The sequence below is a fragment of the Pseudoramibacter alactolyticus ATCC 23263 genome (assembly GCF_000185505.1).
GTDB classification, from domain to species: domain Bacteria; phylum Bacillota; class Clostridia; order Eubacteriales; family Eubacteriaceae; genus Pseudoramibacter; species Pseudoramibacter alactolyticus.
Genome location: NZ_GL622359.1, coordinates 51,339 through 64,787, shown reverse-complemented (window position 1 = coordinate 64,787; position 13,449 = coordinate 51,339). Strand labels below are relative to the sequence as shown.

At 53.4% G+C, this 13,449-nt stretch carries 16 protein-coding genes; 2 read left to right on the top strand and 14 right to left on the bottom strand.

The features are described 5' to 3' along the window. Positions 1-16 precede the first annotated feature (16 nt). The 7 genes from HMPREF0721_RS00255 to HMPREF0721_RS00225 all read right to left on the bottom strand — a co-directional run bounded on the left by HMPREF0721_RS00255 (position 17) and on the right by HMPREF0721_RS00225 (position 5,232). Positions 17-988, bottom strand: a complete 972-nt coding sequence (locus HMPREF0721_RS00255) for an alpha-ketoacid dehydrogenase subunit beta (RefSeq protein WP_006597479.1) — start codon at positions 986-988, stop codon at positions 17-19. A 12-nt stretch (positions 989-1,000) separates the two neighbouring features. Then, positions 1,001-1,960 (bottom strand): thiamine pyrophosphate-dependent dehydrogenase E1 component subunit alpha, encoded by a 960-nt coding sequence (locus HMPREF0721_RS00250; RefSeq protein ID WP_040639803.1) that lies wholly within the window; start codon positions 1,958-1,960, stop codon positions 1,001-1,003. A 101-nt stretch (positions 1,961-2,061) separates the two neighbouring features. After that, positions 2,062-2,814, bottom strand: a complete 753-nt coding sequence (gene ispD / locus HMPREF0721_RS00245) for a 2-C-methyl-D-erythritol 4-phosphate cytidylyltransferase (RefSeq protein ID WP_006597477.1) — start codon at positions 2,812-2,814, stop codon at positions 2,062-2,064. Next, on the bottom strand, positions 2,804-3,274 hold the full coding sequence (gene tsaE / locus HMPREF0721_RS00240; protein ID WP_006597476.1) for a tRNA (adenosine(37)-N6)-threonylcarbamoyltransferase complex ATPase subunit type 1 TsaE: 471 nt from the start codon (positions 3,272-3,274) through the stop codon (positions 2,804-2,806). Before tsaE ends, ispD begins: the two co-directional genes overlap by 11 nt. A gap of 54 nt (positions 3,275-3,328) precedes the next feature. Next, the gene (locus tag HMPREF0721_RS00235) at positions 3,329-3,634 is read right to left on the bottom strand and encodes a PspC domain-containing protein (protein WP_006597475.1); all 306 of its coding nucleotides are present in this window, start codon (positions 3,632-3,634) and stop codon (positions 3,329-3,331) included. Positions 3,635-3,637: 3 nt separating this feature from the next. Further along, entirely contained in the window at positions 3,638-4,855 is a 1,218-nt protein-coding gene (locus HMPREF0721_RS00230; RefSeq protein ID WP_006597474.1) for a pyridoxal phosphate-dependent aminotransferase, read from the bottom strand. Between the two features lie 92 nt (positions 4,856-4,947). Then, entirely contained in the window at positions 4,948-5,232 is a 285-nt protein-coding gene (locus HMPREF0721_RS00225; protein ID WP_006597473.1) for a YerC/YecD family TrpR-related protein, read from the bottom strand. Positions 5,233-5,471: 239 nt separating this feature from the next. Here HMPREF0721_RS00225 and cysS point away from each other — a divergent pair, with 239 nt between their 5' ends. Next, positions 5,472-6,869, top strand: coding sequence for a cysteine--tRNA ligase (cysS, locus tag HMPREF0721_RS00220; protein WP_006597472.1), 1,398 nt, complete (start codon positions 5,472-5,474; stop codon positions 6,867-6,869). Continuing rightward, positions 6,854-7,309, top strand: coding sequence for a Mini-ribonuclease 3 (locus HMPREF0721_RS00215; protein WP_006597471.1), 456 nt, complete (start codon positions 6,854-6,856; stop codon positions 7,307-7,309). The genes cysS and HMPREF0721_RS00215 overlap by 16 nt, the downstream gene beginning before the upstream one ends. Positions 7,310-7,489: 180 nt before the next feature. Here the strand turns inward: HMPREF0721_RS00215 and HMPREF0721_RS00210 are convergent, their stop codons facing one another. From HMPREF0721_RS00210 to HMPREF0721_RS00180, 7 genes are all read right to left on the bottom strand, one after another. Continuing rightward, entirely contained in the window at positions 7,490-8,686 is a 1,197-nt protein-coding gene (locus HMPREF0721_RS00210; RefSeq protein WP_006597470.1) for a CaiB/BaiF CoA transferase family protein, read from the bottom strand. Next, positions 8,683-9,600: a YitT family protein gene (locus HMPREF0721_RS00205; RefSeq protein WP_006597469.1), complete on the bottom strand. Its 918-nt coding sequence runs from the start codon at positions 9,598-9,600 to the stop codon at positions 8,683-8,685. Before HMPREF0721_RS00205 ends, HMPREF0721_RS00210 begins: the two co-directional genes overlap by 4 nt. 30 nt (positions 9,601-9,630) lie before the next feature. Further along, positions 9,631-10,164 carry a 2-oxoacid:acceptor oxidoreductase family protein gene (locus HMPREF0721_RS00200; RefSeq protein ID WP_006597468.1) on the bottom strand — a complete coding sequence of 178 codons (534 nt, stop codon included), beginning with the start codon at positions 10,162-10,164 and terminating at the stop codon, positions 9,631-9,633. After that, on the bottom strand, positions 10,164-10,907 hold the full coding sequence (locus tag HMPREF0721_RS00195) for a thiamine pyrophosphate-dependent enzyme (RefSeq protein ID WP_006597467.1): 744 nt from the start codon (positions 10,905-10,907) through the stop codon (positions 10,164-10,166). Before HMPREF0721_RS00195 ends, HMPREF0721_RS00200 begins: the two co-directional genes overlap by 1 nt. 1 nt (position 10,908) lies before the next feature. Further along, on the bottom strand, positions 10,909-11,994 hold the full coding sequence (locus HMPREF0721_RS00190; protein ID WP_006597466.1) for a 3-methyl-2-oxobutanoate dehydrogenase subunit VorB: 1,086 nt from the start codon (positions 11,992-11,994) through the stop codon (positions 10,909-10,911). Positions 11,995-12,012: 18 nt separating this feature from the next. Next, positions 12,013-12,210 (bottom strand): 4Fe-4S binding protein, encoded by a 198-nt coding sequence (locus HMPREF0721_RS00185; protein ID WP_040639802.1) that lies wholly within the window; start codon positions 12,208-12,210, stop codon positions 12,013-12,015. A 108-nt stretch (positions 12,211-12,318) separates the two neighbouring features. Further along, positions 12,319-13,386, bottom strand: coding sequence for a proline racemase family protein (locus HMPREF0721_RS00180; RefSeq protein ID WP_006597464.1), 1,068 nt, complete (start codon positions 13,384-13,386; stop codon positions 12,319-12,321). Positions 13,387-13,449 lie beyond the last annotated feature (63 nt).

Genomic DNA, 13,449 nt, shown 5'->3' with positions numbered 1-13,449 from the left:
CGCTCCTTCCCGCAGTTTATAAATCCAACAGGTCGTCAATGGCCTGAAGCACGTCTTCTTTTTGAGGGGCAACCACATCCTGCAGTCTGCGGTTGTAGGGCATTGGCGTATCGAGACCGCACAGGCGGACAATGGGCGCCTCGAGATAGTCAAAGGTGTCGCTTTCGATCACCGACGCCGCTATTTCCGCCCCAATACCGCCCGTCTTACTGCCTTCGTGCACAATCAACAAGTGCCCGGTCCGCTTCACCGAAGCGAGCACCGCGCCGATATCCATCGGCGCAAGGGTCATCGGATTGATCACTTCCGCCGAGACATCGTCCCGCTCGGCCATCGCTTTGAGCACTGTCACCAGCGAGGCGCCCCAAGTCACAATGGTCATGTCGTCACCGGGATGCTCCACATAGGCCGTTTCCAACGGCAGGGTATAATCCGCATTGGCCGGCACCTGACTTTTTAGAGCCATTAAGTCCTGATTCATCAAAAAGACGACCGGATTGGGATCGGCAATCGCCGATTTGAGCAGCCCCTTGGCCTGAGCCGGAGTCGAGGCCGCCACGATTTTAAGCCCGGGAATCTGCGCGAAAAGCCCTTCCAAGGTCTGACCGGCCTGCCGCACACCGTCGCCGAGCCCCGTCGGAATGAGCAGTGTCAGCGGCACGTGATACTGGCCGCCGGAGGTATAGGCGGTGCGCGCGGCTGCGCCGATGATTTCGCCCAATGCCAGCGCTGCCTGATCCATCGAGCGCAGCGCCACCACCGGGATCAGCCCCGTCATGGCCGCCCCCACGGCACAGCCCACCATTGCCGATTCGCTGGCCGGGGTATCCATCACCCGAGCTTCGCCGAATTCCTGAACGAGCCCCAGCGTCACACCGCCGCCCTGGCGCACATCTTCGCCAAAGATCACCACGTCGCCGTCAGCAGTCATCATTTCTTTCAGTGCCAATTTCAGCGCTTCTTTATAGGTCATTTCTTTGAGTTCCATCGTCCTGCCTCCTTATGCGAAAACACCGGTGATCACTTCGCTCATCGCCGGTTCATCGGCATTTATTGCGAAATCCGCTGCTTCCTCCACCGAACGCTTGGCGTTTTTCTTAAGCTGATCAATCACTTCAGGGGCCATTTGAAAATCCGACTGCAGCTGTTCTTCAAATCGGACAATGGGATCGTTCTCCACCCAGGCTTCCACTTCTTCCTTGGGGCGGTAAAGCTGGAGGTCCGCCGTGTCGTGGCCGCAAAGGCGATAGGTCTGTGCTTCGATCAGCGCCGGGCCGTTGCCTTCTTTCACATGGGCCCGCGCCTGATCCACCGCGGTAAACACCGCCACCACGTCATTGCCGTCCACGGTGATGCCGGGCATGCCATAGGCATGGGCGCGGTCGGCAATGTGTTCACCTTTCATATGGTCTTCAATGGCGGTGGTTCCGCTGTAAAAATTATTTTCGATGAAGAAGATCACCGGCAGCTGCCACACCGCCGCGAGATTGAGCGCTTCGTGAAAGCTGCCTTCATCGGCCGCTCCGTCTCCGCCAAAACAGAGCACGGCGTTGCCGGTTTTCTGAAGTTTCTGGGTTAGCGCCGCACCGCAGGCCACGCTAAACCCCTGACCCGGCACATCCGCCGCGCCCAGATTCCGCACCGAGGCATCCGCCAGATGAAGCGAGCCGGCTTTGCCGCCGCAGAGACCGCTCTTTTTGCCCAGCACCTCGGCCATCATCCTGCGCACCTCCATCCCGGAAGCGATGGCCTGTCCGTGACAGCGATGGGTCATCGTCACCCAGTCGCCGGCATCCAGCGCCAGGCACGCGCCGATGTCCGAGGCTTCCTGTCCGATGGCCAGATGCACCGCGCCGTTTAAAGCGCCGTCAGCCACCAATTCCCGAATTTTCTCTTCAAAGAACCGCACCTGATTCATACGGTAATCCATTCTCGCCAATAATTCTTCATTTAATTCCATAGCAGAACCTCCCATTGACTGTCGTACGACTGTCTTGTTCACTGATTCGCTGCGCATTGCGCATTTCGTTGTTGAATATGCCTGAGCCTGTCGCGTCAGAGCTATGGCCGAACGGCCAACACAGCACCAGCGATCATCAGATCCTCCGGCGTCGTGATTTTGATGTTATTGTAATAGCCGCGGACGATGGTTACCGGCTCGCCGTAATGCTCGACCAAGGATGCATCGTCTGTCGCGGCCACCCCGTCGGCTGCGGCCTTGGTGTAGGCCGCCATGATGAGTGCATAATCAAAGGACTGCGGGGTCTGCACCTCGTAAAGGTTTTCCCGGTCCGGGGTGTGATCCACAATCGCCGTGCCGTTCTCCTGGCGCACCACCTTAATGGTGTTTTTGGCCGGCACCGCCACCACCGTCGCTTTGGTGCGCAGCGTCTCGGCAATGCACTTCAAAATGAGCTGCTGATTGATCAGCGGGCGCGCCCCGTCGTGGATCATTACGAGATCGCAGCGGGGATCCGCTCCCTTAAGCCCGTTGAGCACCGATGCCTGACGGCAGTCTCCGCCGATCACGGTCTTTAGTTTTCGGTAGCGCCGTCTCGCCGTGACCTCCCGGCGAAAAATATTTCGCTCATTCGCGTTGATGACGACGACGATTTCGTTCACCAATTCACAGGCCTCGAAGGCATCGATCGCGTAGGAGAGGATCGGCTTTCCGGCAAGGGTCAGGTATTGCTTGTTCATCGCGGCCTTCATGCGGCTGCCCTGTCCCGCGGCGGGAATCACCGCCGTAATAAAATGCCGCTTGCCGTCTACCGTTCCAGCCTTTGCCGTATTTTCAACGCGCTCAGCTTTCAAATTCGGCCACCCTTTCTGCCAAAGAGGCATCCGCCGTTTTAAAGCAAATGATTCGGCTCACGGCATCCGCCGGATCCCGGCGCAGGTCAATGGCCGCCAGCGGTGCGTAGCCTTCATTGAGCAGCAGATCCGGCCACTCCACAAAGATCAGGGTTTCATCTGCCAGAAAATCCTCAAAGCCGATCTCCATCAGCTCGTCCATATCCTCCAGCCGATACAGATCCATATGATACACCGCCTCTTCATCGCGGCCGTATGCGTTCACCAGAGCAAAAGTCGGGCTGGTCACCCGGGCGTCAAGCCCGAGCCCCGATGCAATGCCTTGCATCAGCGTGGTTTTGCCGGCGCCCAAATCCCCGGTGAGATACACCAGTCCGTTCCTGCCCGCCAGTGTGCGGCCCAGGGCTTCGCCCAAACCGGCCGTCGCCTCCGGCGATGTGGTTTTAAAAAATTTTTCCATAAACTCTCACGAAATTTTAATCCCCCGTTCTTTTCTCAAACAGAGCATCTTTTTTCACACGGCTTTGCCGTCTGTCGGATCATCTTCGTCGATCACCGTGTAATCCGCATCCACCGTGTTGTGGTGGCCGCCATCCCCCGGCGGATCTTTGCGGCCGCTCGGTATAATAAACGACAAAGCGATATAAACGGCGACCGCCGCCACCGTCGATGCCACATTGAGCACCCAGGGCAGCGTCACCACGATGAACACCAGTCGGATGAGCCAAGGGGAAATATCAAAGTACTCCCCGAGCCCCTGACACACACCGGTTAAGACCCCCTGCTCACGGTTGCGGTGCAGCCCCTTGAAACGGCGCATGGGTCACTCCTGAATGTAATGGCCCATGAAGTGCCCGATGCGGCCCATGGTGTCCTTAAGCTGGATGGGACTCGGCAGAAAAACAATGCGAAAATGATCGGGTTCCGGCCAGTTAAACCCGGAGCCCTGCACGATGAGCACCTTTTCCCGCTTGAGCATGTCCAGGGCAAACTGCACGTCGTCGGTAATATTAAAGCGCGGCGTGTCGATCTTCACAAAGGCGTACATCGCACCATCGGGCTTTACACAGGACAGCCCCGGAATCGCATTGATCCCTTCATAAACAATGTCCCGCTGCTGATGCAGCCGGCCTTCCGGAGCCACCAGATCCCGCACGCTTTGATAGCCGCCCAGCGAGGTTTGAATCGCGTACTGCGCCGGCACATTGGCACACAGCCGCATCGAGGTGAGAATATCGATGCCCTCGATATAATCTCTGGCATCGTCGCGATTCCCGGAGAGCACCATCCACCCCACGCGAAAACCCGGCACCCGGTGACTCTTGGAAAGGCCGTTGAGGGTGACCACCAGGGTTTCGTCGGTCATATTGCCCAGATGATAAAAGGGCTTGCCGTCGTAGATAATATGGTCGTAAATTTCGTCGGAGAAGATGATCAAATCATTTTCCACGGCAATCTTCACGATATCCTCGAGGATCTCCTTGGGATAGACCGCTCCGGTGGGGTTGTTCGGGTTGATGACGACGATGCCCTTGGTCTTCGGTGTGATCTTGGCGCGGATATCGTCGAGATCCGGATACCAATTGCTGGCTTCATCACACAGATAGTGCACCGGTTTGCCGCCGGACAAAGCCGTCGAGGCCGTCCACAGCGGATAGTCCGGCGTGGGGATGAGCATTTCGTCCCCATCGTCGAGCAGTCCCTGCATGCACATGGTCACCAATTCGCTGGAGCCGTTACCGATATACACATCCTCTTCGGTGAGGTCCATGAGGCCCTCAGTTTGATAATACTGCACGATGGCCTTGCGCGCCGGAAACAGTCCCTTGGAATGACAATAGGGCTCAGAATCCTTTAAATGCAGGCGCACGTCGCGAATTACTTCGTCCGGGGCGTTCATCTGGAAGGACGGCGGGTTGCCGGTGTTGAGCATCACGATGTCGATGCCGTCGCGCATCATCCGGTTGGCTTCCTCCACCACCGGCCCGCGAATGTCGTAGCACACATTGTCCAGCTTGTGGGATTTATAAAATTTTCTCATAATTGGCTTCTTTCTATAACGGTCCTATGCGGTTCCATTTGGCTTTATTGATTGAATGCTCTGATCTCTGACCCGCCTGCGGCGCTCACCGATCACTCGCCGGGTTCGGCTTCGTTCATGCGGTCAATCACCCGGCGGTAGCCCCGGCCGTGCTTGAGGCACTTGTTGACGCGGCTGATGGTGGCTGAGCTCGCGCCGGTGGCTTTTTCCACATCGATGAAGGTTTTGCCGGCGGCCAGAAGTTCGGCGATGGTCAGCCGGTTGGCCATGTCCTCAATTTCCTTGATCGTGCACATGTCGTCAAGCAGATCGTTTGCCATCTGCGCATCCTCTATCGATAAAAGCGCCCGCACCAGAGCCTCTCTTCTGACTTCCATAAACTTACCTCTGTTTCTTCACAATTAAAAATATTTATTATTATACCACTTCACTGTCACAAGTTAAACCGTTTTTCTCTGGATTTGTCGTGGGAATGCCCTTGCCCTTATGTTATAATAAAAAAAATTTAGCCGCCGAACGCGTGGGTGCCCATTCACCGCGCATCAGGCTGACGATCGGCGCTGTCTCGGCAAGCGTTTGCCCGCCGCGCCCTCAAATTTATTTTCAGGAGCACTCAATGAAATTATACAACACCATGACCCAGCGAAAGGAAGAATTCGTGCCCATCGAGCCGGGCAAGGTCCGCATGTATTCCTGCGGACCCACGGTCTATAATTATTTTCATATCGGCAACGCCCGCCCCTTTATCGTCTTCGACGTGCTGCGCCGTTTTCTCGAATACATCGGCTACGACGTGACCTTCGTGCAGAATTTCACCGACGTGGACGACAAAATCATTAACCGCAGCCACGAAGAAGGCTGCACCGCCAAGGAAATCGCCGATAAATACATCGCCGAATATTTCAAGGATGCCGACGCTCTGGGCATTCGCCGCGCGACGGTGCATCCCCGGGTGTCCGACACGATGCCGGAAATCATCGCGATGGTCAAAGCCCTCGAAGACAGGGGCCTGGCCTACAACGTCGGCGGCAATGTGTATTACGCGGTGGACCGCTTCCCGGATTACGGCAAGCTCTCGGGGCAAAACGTCGCCGATCTCGAGGCCGGCGCCCGCATCGACGTCAACGACGAAAAGCACAGCCCCCTCGACTTTGCCCTGTGGAAGAAGGCCAAGCCGGGCGAACCTTATTGGGACAGCCCCTGGGGGCGGGGCCGGCCGGGCTGGCACATCGAATGCTCGGCCATGAGCCGCAAATTTCTGGGGGAAACCATCGATATCCACGGCGGCGGTCAGGACTTGATCTTTCCCCACCACGAGAACGAAATCGCCCAGTCCGAAGGGAGCTGCGGCTGCGAATTCGCCCGTTACTGGGTGCATAACGGCTACATCAATATCAACGACGAAAAAATGTCCAAATCCAAAGGCAATTTCTTCACCGTCCGGGACATTGCCGGCAAATACGACCTCGAGGTGGTGCGCATGTTCATGCTGATGGCCCACTACCGCAGCCCGGTCAACTTCTCCGACGAACTGCTGGCCTCGGCACAAAACGCCCTCGAGCGCTTTTACAACGCGAAAAATCAGATGATTTATCTGGCGGACCACGCCGAAGACCGCAAGCCATCCCCCGATGAAGCTGCCTGGATCCAAAGCCTTACCCAATACAAAAACGGCTTTATCGCCGCGATGAACGACGATCTCAACACCGCCGACGCCATCGCCGCCATGTTCGAGCTGGTGCGCGCGGCCAACACCGCCCTGTCGGAATCCTCGCCCAAAAGCGCCGTCACCGCCGCTCTCAAGCTTTTCCGGGAGCTGGCCGGCGTGATCGGTCTGGCCGAAAAAGAACCGGACAGTCATCTCGAAAGCGAAGTGGAGGCGCTTATCGCCGAGCGGCAGGCCGCCCGCAGGGCCAGAGATTTTGCCCGTGCCGATGCCATCCGCGACGAACTCGCCGCCCGCGGCATCGTGCTGGAGGACACCCGGGAAGGCGTCAAATGGCACAAAGCGTAAGCGAAACAACCGATATCGCGGCGCGCCTCACCCGAGTTTATGCCCCCGAGGAGGCCCGCCGGCTGAATCCATTAACCCTGGCCTATATCGGTGACGCGGTCTATTCGGATTATATCCGCCGCTACCTGATCGCCCGGGGCCTGCAAAACGTCAACCACCTGACCCGTCTGGCGGCGCGCTATGTGCGGGCCAGCGCCCAAGCCGCAGCCATCCGCCAGCTGCTGCCGATGCTGACCGAGCCGGAGCAGGATCTGGTCCGCCGGGGGCGCAACACCAAAAGCATCCCCCCTAAGCATGCGGATAAGATGGATTACCGCTATGCCACGGGGCTCGAGGCACTCTTCGGCTACTTGAATCTCACCGGCGACACCGCGCGGGAACGCGAACTGATGGGGCGCGCCATCCGCGCGACGGAGGCCGTTTGGAAAAAGCCATCGTAGATCATACGCAAAAAACATCTCTTTTGAGATGTTTTTTGTACAACCTATATGCCAATTATTTTAATTCGATTAATACACTGATGATATGCTCTAACTCCCTTTGCATAGATGCTGTGAGCCCATAGAATGATCTAAACAATCGAGCCGCGCAACATCAAATCTCAGGAAAAATCAACATCTTCAGATCACAGCATCTTTCTGCAGTTGCTTAATCTTCTTCTCTGAATATCCCGCAAGATCGCTCAAGATCTCTTTGGTATTTTCTCCCAGAACCGGTGCCGAAAAACGAACTCTATCTTCGCTGCCATGGAATTTGATTGGCGTGCCCGGGATTAGGATGTCCTCTCCGATTCCATGATCATGTACCGTCCATAACATGTTTCGACTCTTAATCAACTCAGATTCGCAAACCTGCTGCATGTTTTTGATCCGCCCGAAAGGAATTCCCGCCCGGACGATCTGCTCTTCAACTTCCCTGATCGTAAACCTTTCCGACCAGGATGCGATTTCTTTTTTCAGTTCTGCATAATTAACCAAACGCTGGGCATTCGAATTGTAACGTTCATCCTCTACCAACTCTGGTTTCTTCATTACCTCACAGAGCCGTTTCCAAAATTTGTCTGTTCCGCATGCCATTACAAATTCCCCATCCTTTGCCGGAAAAGAATCGAAGGGCGCGATACTTGGATCCCGATTCCCCGATGGGCCTACCATTTTGCCGTTGACCGTATACTCTACCACACCGCTTTCCAATATCGAAAAGATCGTATCAACCATCGATACATCCAAACGGCGCCCCATTCCTGTCTTTTGCTTTTGGTAGAGAGCCATGGTTATTCCCAAGGCAAGATATGTCCCGGAATAGTTATCCGCGATCGCCGGCCCCACCTTCACTGGCTGACCAGGGAAGCCTGTCATGCTGATCATACCGCCTTCCGCCTGTGCCACAACATCATAGCAAGGCAACTTCGCCATTGATCCCTCCAACCCGAATCCGGAAATCGAAGCATAGATCAGACCCGGATTAACCGCCTTGAGCACTTCATAATCCAGCCCTAATTTTTCCATTGTCCCCACGCGAAAATTTTCACAAACAACGTCTACTTCTCTAACCAGATCTTTGAAGACTTCTTTTCCCTCATCCGACTTCAGATTCAGGGCAATTCCTTTTTTATTGCGGTTGATATAGCCGAAATATCCGCTGGCGCCATTTCGGAGTGGCGACCAGTCCCTGGTCTGGTCGCCACTTCCGGGAATTTCCACTTTAATTACTTCCGCGCCGTGGTCGGCCAAATGCATGGTTGCAAACGGTCCGCTGTAAGCCTGGGTCAAATCCAACACCTTCACGCCCGCCAAGGGTTTCTCTACGTGAGTCATAATTCGTCGCTCTCCTTTAATTCTTCCTCCCGCCTTGTATCAGAAACAACGCTTGTCCGATCTTCCCTATCCGCTTCCGGAGCGGCCGCAAAATTTTCATAAAATTTCCCAAAGGCATGATCCGCATAAAACGCCAGACAGGTAGCTTTCTGATCCGTTGTTTCGACGAGATGTTGTATTTTGCTGATATCCTGTTTTTTAGTTATGACAATTACCTTCTCGGGATCTGTTGTGATCACATTCCCATTTATGGTTCCATAAATCTTGTCTGCGATCTCTGAAACCTTTTCAGAGCAGATCACCGCCATGCTTTGTACCTTTCCGCTGTACATGACCAGATTGATCACGGCAACACATACATACAAATCGATCAATGAATAGAGAAGGAGATCCCAATTTTTCAGAAAGAAGGAACCGATCGTAATGATGATAAAATCCCCAACCATCAAAATATTTCCCATCGGGATATCCGACCGTTTATGATTGACGATGTGCCCGACAATCGTTGTCCCACCGGTGCTGCCCCCGGCGTCCAGAATCATTCCAAGGCCCGCGCCCATCATGACACCGCCAAAAATTGATGCCAGCAAAAGGTTATTCGTAAAAGGAGGCAAAAATGCCAGCCCATCCATCATCAGGGAATTAAGCAGCACCGTCAGACCGGTATAGATCAGAATTCTTTTCCCCAATATGATCGCCGCCCAGATTACCAGCGGAATATTGACGATCATATTCAACATGCCGATCGGAAAACCCGTAAGGGCTTTGATAACGACTCCGATCCCTGTTACCGATCCGGGAATAATGTGCACCGGATCGATAAATAGCACAACTGAGAGCGAGTAGATCAAACAGCCTATCACGATTTTAAAGATGTTTTTTAATTCGTTTCTCAAAAATATCTTATCTTTCATATCCTGTTCTTCCCTGCCTGTTCCTGCTTTTTATTTGATTTCTATCGCTTGATCATATCCGCCTTTGAAGCATTCATAGTTGCCCTTAAACTTTTTATTCAGACAGCCAAGTAAAAGTTCCTCGTTTGACACATCGATCAGATCACAGCCTTTTGCCATGGCCCCAAGCAAAACCAAGTTCGCCCCGCGCTCATTGCCGACTGATTCCGTTACCGCCTGCGTGTCAATCCCGAGCACCTTCACATTATCCGGATATTTCCGCTTGCCAAACAGCGGCGTGTTGATAACGACAAGCCCGCCATCTCTAAGCTGGGCCCCGTAAGCATCATAGGCGCTTTCTGTCATGCAGCACAAAATATCAAGACGATCCGGATAGGGACTTCCGATCGTTTCTTCCCCATCTTCCACAACCACTCTACAAAGCGCGGTGCCCCCGCGCATCTCTGCGGAATATTCACTGGTCCAGCAGACATTTTTACCTTCTTCCGCAGCGATCTGGATTAACATTTTCCCGGCCGTTAGGACACCCTGGCCACCGATGCCGGCAAACATTACATCAGCCATTATCTATTTCCTCCATTATCCACATAGGTTTTCACCGGAAAGATTTTTTCGTTTTCATCCCTAATTTTTGCCATCGCGTCAACCGGACTGAGCTTCCAGTTTGTCGGACAGGGCGAAAGGACTTCGATCATTGAAAATCCTTTCTTATCCCTCTGATATTCAAATCCCTTTTTAATCATTTTTTTAGTCTCATTGATGTGCTTTGGATCATAGAGGGCCCCCCTTGCCGCATAGGCAATATCGTAATTAGAGATAATGTTTAGCATGTCAAAAGGGTCACCGCTGATGCCTTTGTCGCGTCCCTTTTTCGACGAAACCGTCTTGTCCCCGATCAATGTAGTGGCTGGACACATCTGGCCTCCGGTCATACCGAAAATACCGTTGTTGGCAACGATCATTGTAATCGGAATATTCCTTTCTGCCGCAAAGCAGGTCTCTGACAGACCGATAACATAAGAGCACCCGTCACCGGCATGAACATAGACATTCGCACCGGGAAGGACTTTTTTGATTCCGGTCGCCACTGCGGCGCATCTGCCGTGCGGACCGGCAATCCCATCTGCATTTAACGCATCGATGGACCAGTAGGCGCAGGCAATATCCACCACCTGGACCGTCTTCTCTGCCAAGGCAAGTTCCTCACAGCACTCTGCAACCAGTCTTTGAATGATTCCGTGGCCACAGCCGCCGCACCAGCCAACCTGCTGTCCGATCATTTCCGGTTTTTTTCTTACAATTGCCATTTCAGAGCACCCCCAGTTCTTTCTCGTTGCCAGCGAGTACACTTTTGCAATACGTCACCAACTCGGTTGTCTTCGCTACATATTTGCTGGTCAGGTATCCATAGACCGGATAGCTGCATTTTGTCGCAAGCATAAGATCCTGTCCCATTTGTGCCGAAAGGCTCATCTCCACGGTCACAAAGCCCTTCAGACCTTTCGGCAGGTCAGCAAATGCTTTTCCCGGATACGGCCAGCAGGAAATCGGCCGAATCAGGCCCAGCCTCATCCCCTGCGCCCTTGCCTGACGAACGGCCGACTGACAGATCCTTGACGAGATGCCGCAGGCTACTAAAATCAACTCTGCGTCTTCTGTCTGTACACTTTCCCATCTTTGCTCTGCTTCGTGCATCGCGGCAAATTTATCGCGCATCATCCGGTCATAGTCGCCATAATCCATGGAACGGTCTAAATTGGTAACCTTGACTTTGGGCTCTTCTGCCGTTTTATAGGGTTTTATGGCCCAATCGAATTTGGTTTTATCGTGCTCTTTCGCCTCCGGAAGCGCTACCTTTTCGATCATCTGACTGATCCCACCGTCACTCAACAGGATAACCACCGTCCGATATTTTTCTGCCAGATCAAAGGCGAGATAGGTCAAATCCGCGCATTCCTGAACAGAAGCCGGATATAAAACGATCTGTCTGGAATCCCCATGTCCGCCGCCTTTTGTAGCCAGCCAATAAGAATCCTGACCTTCCGTGATTTCACCGTCGCCTACCCCATAACGCATCACGTCCGCAATAACCGCCGGCAGGTTATAAGAAGAAAGATAGGAAATTCCCTCCTGCTTGAGATCGTATCCCGGGCCGGAGGAGCTGGACATGACCCTTTCCCCGCAGGCTGCCGCCCCCCAAAGCATGCTCATGCTGGCGATCTCACTTTCACCCTGGATGAATGTGCCGCCTCTGTCTGCCATATGGGCTGACATATATTCCAGGATCTCGCTCTGCGGTGTGATCGGATACCCGGCATAAAATCGACAACCTGCGCGCAGCGCTGCTTCCGCAATCGCCTCATTTCCCTTCATCAATACATAATCTTTGCTCATTGTTTTCCTCTTGACTGATTATTCGACTGTGAACACATAATCCGGGCACATCACATAGCACTGTCCGCACCCGATACAGGCTTCTTCATCAATTCTAATGATCTCATAGCCCTTTTTGTTTACTTCTGTTAAAGGCTCGATCGCTTTTACCGGGCATACCCCCACACACAAGCGGCACCCCTTGCAGAGATCCGTATCTGCTTTTGCCTTCGCCATTTGCTTCTTCCTCCTCTTTGAGTCATGCGATTGATTGTCCTTCCGCTTCCTCTCCCGAAACATCGGGAGAGGACCATTCGTTATCGGCATTCGGATATCTTTTTAAATTTATGCCCAGATATCGCCGATCGTAAATCCTTCTTCAAATGGATCCGTCGGATCGAGCACCAAATTGCCATAACCATAAATCCAGGACTGACCGGTAATCGTCGGTACCAGTGCGTCATAATCACCAATCTTTGTCTTTTCGATCAGGTGACCTTCATAGACAACCCCGAGCAGACCTTCATGACGGAACGGCTGATTCAAGTCAAGCTCTCCTTTGACATACATCGCTGCCATTCTTGCACAGGTGCCTGTCCCACATGGACAGCGATCCAGCGCCCCGATCCATGTGGAAGGATTATCAAAATCAACCGCTCCACTGGCAACCGTGACCGCATTCTGAACATCAGACTTCTCTGGATGCGCGGAAGGTCCGAACAACTGTGAAATCGTAATTCCCACTCCCGGATAATTCGGATGGGCAACCGGCAGCTGATCCTGTGCCGCTTTCAGAATTAAAGAGGATACCCTGGTGATCTCTCTGCCGTTTTCCGGTTTCAGCTCTATCCACGGGAACTGGCGCACATCTGCCATTACATAGAACATACCACCCCAGGCAACATCGACTTTAACCTTTTCCACCCCGTACCCGATATGGGGCACTTCAATCTCTTTGTCTGTATAAACCGCGAAGGCCGGAACATTCTTAAAGGTTACGGCCACTGCTTTGCCATTCTCAACCTTGGCTGTGATGCCGATCAGCCCGGCGGGAGCTTCCAGCGTAAACTCATTGATTCCCTCTTTCGTCGGCAGGATTCCTGTCTCAATCAGTACAGTTGCCACAGAGATGACGTTGCCGCCGGACATCATCGGATATTCCGTCTGCTCCATAATGATGAAGCCGGCATCAGCTTTGGGATTTTTCGGCGGAACCAAGATATTACAGCAAAGCGGCGGGTATCCCCTGGGTTCGCGAAGCAGGAATTTACGCAGACCATCCGATTTCGTGCGCAGGTACTCTTCCATTTCATAAACCGAACCCCCCGGAATATGCCCGACGCCGCCGGTTACGACTCTCATCGGTTCCCCGTCATGTGTTTCAACGACATTAATCACTCTTTTAAAACTCATTGTTTATCTCCTCATTCCATTTGGCTATTTTCATTTAAATCCGTAACATCCAGCCGAATACGA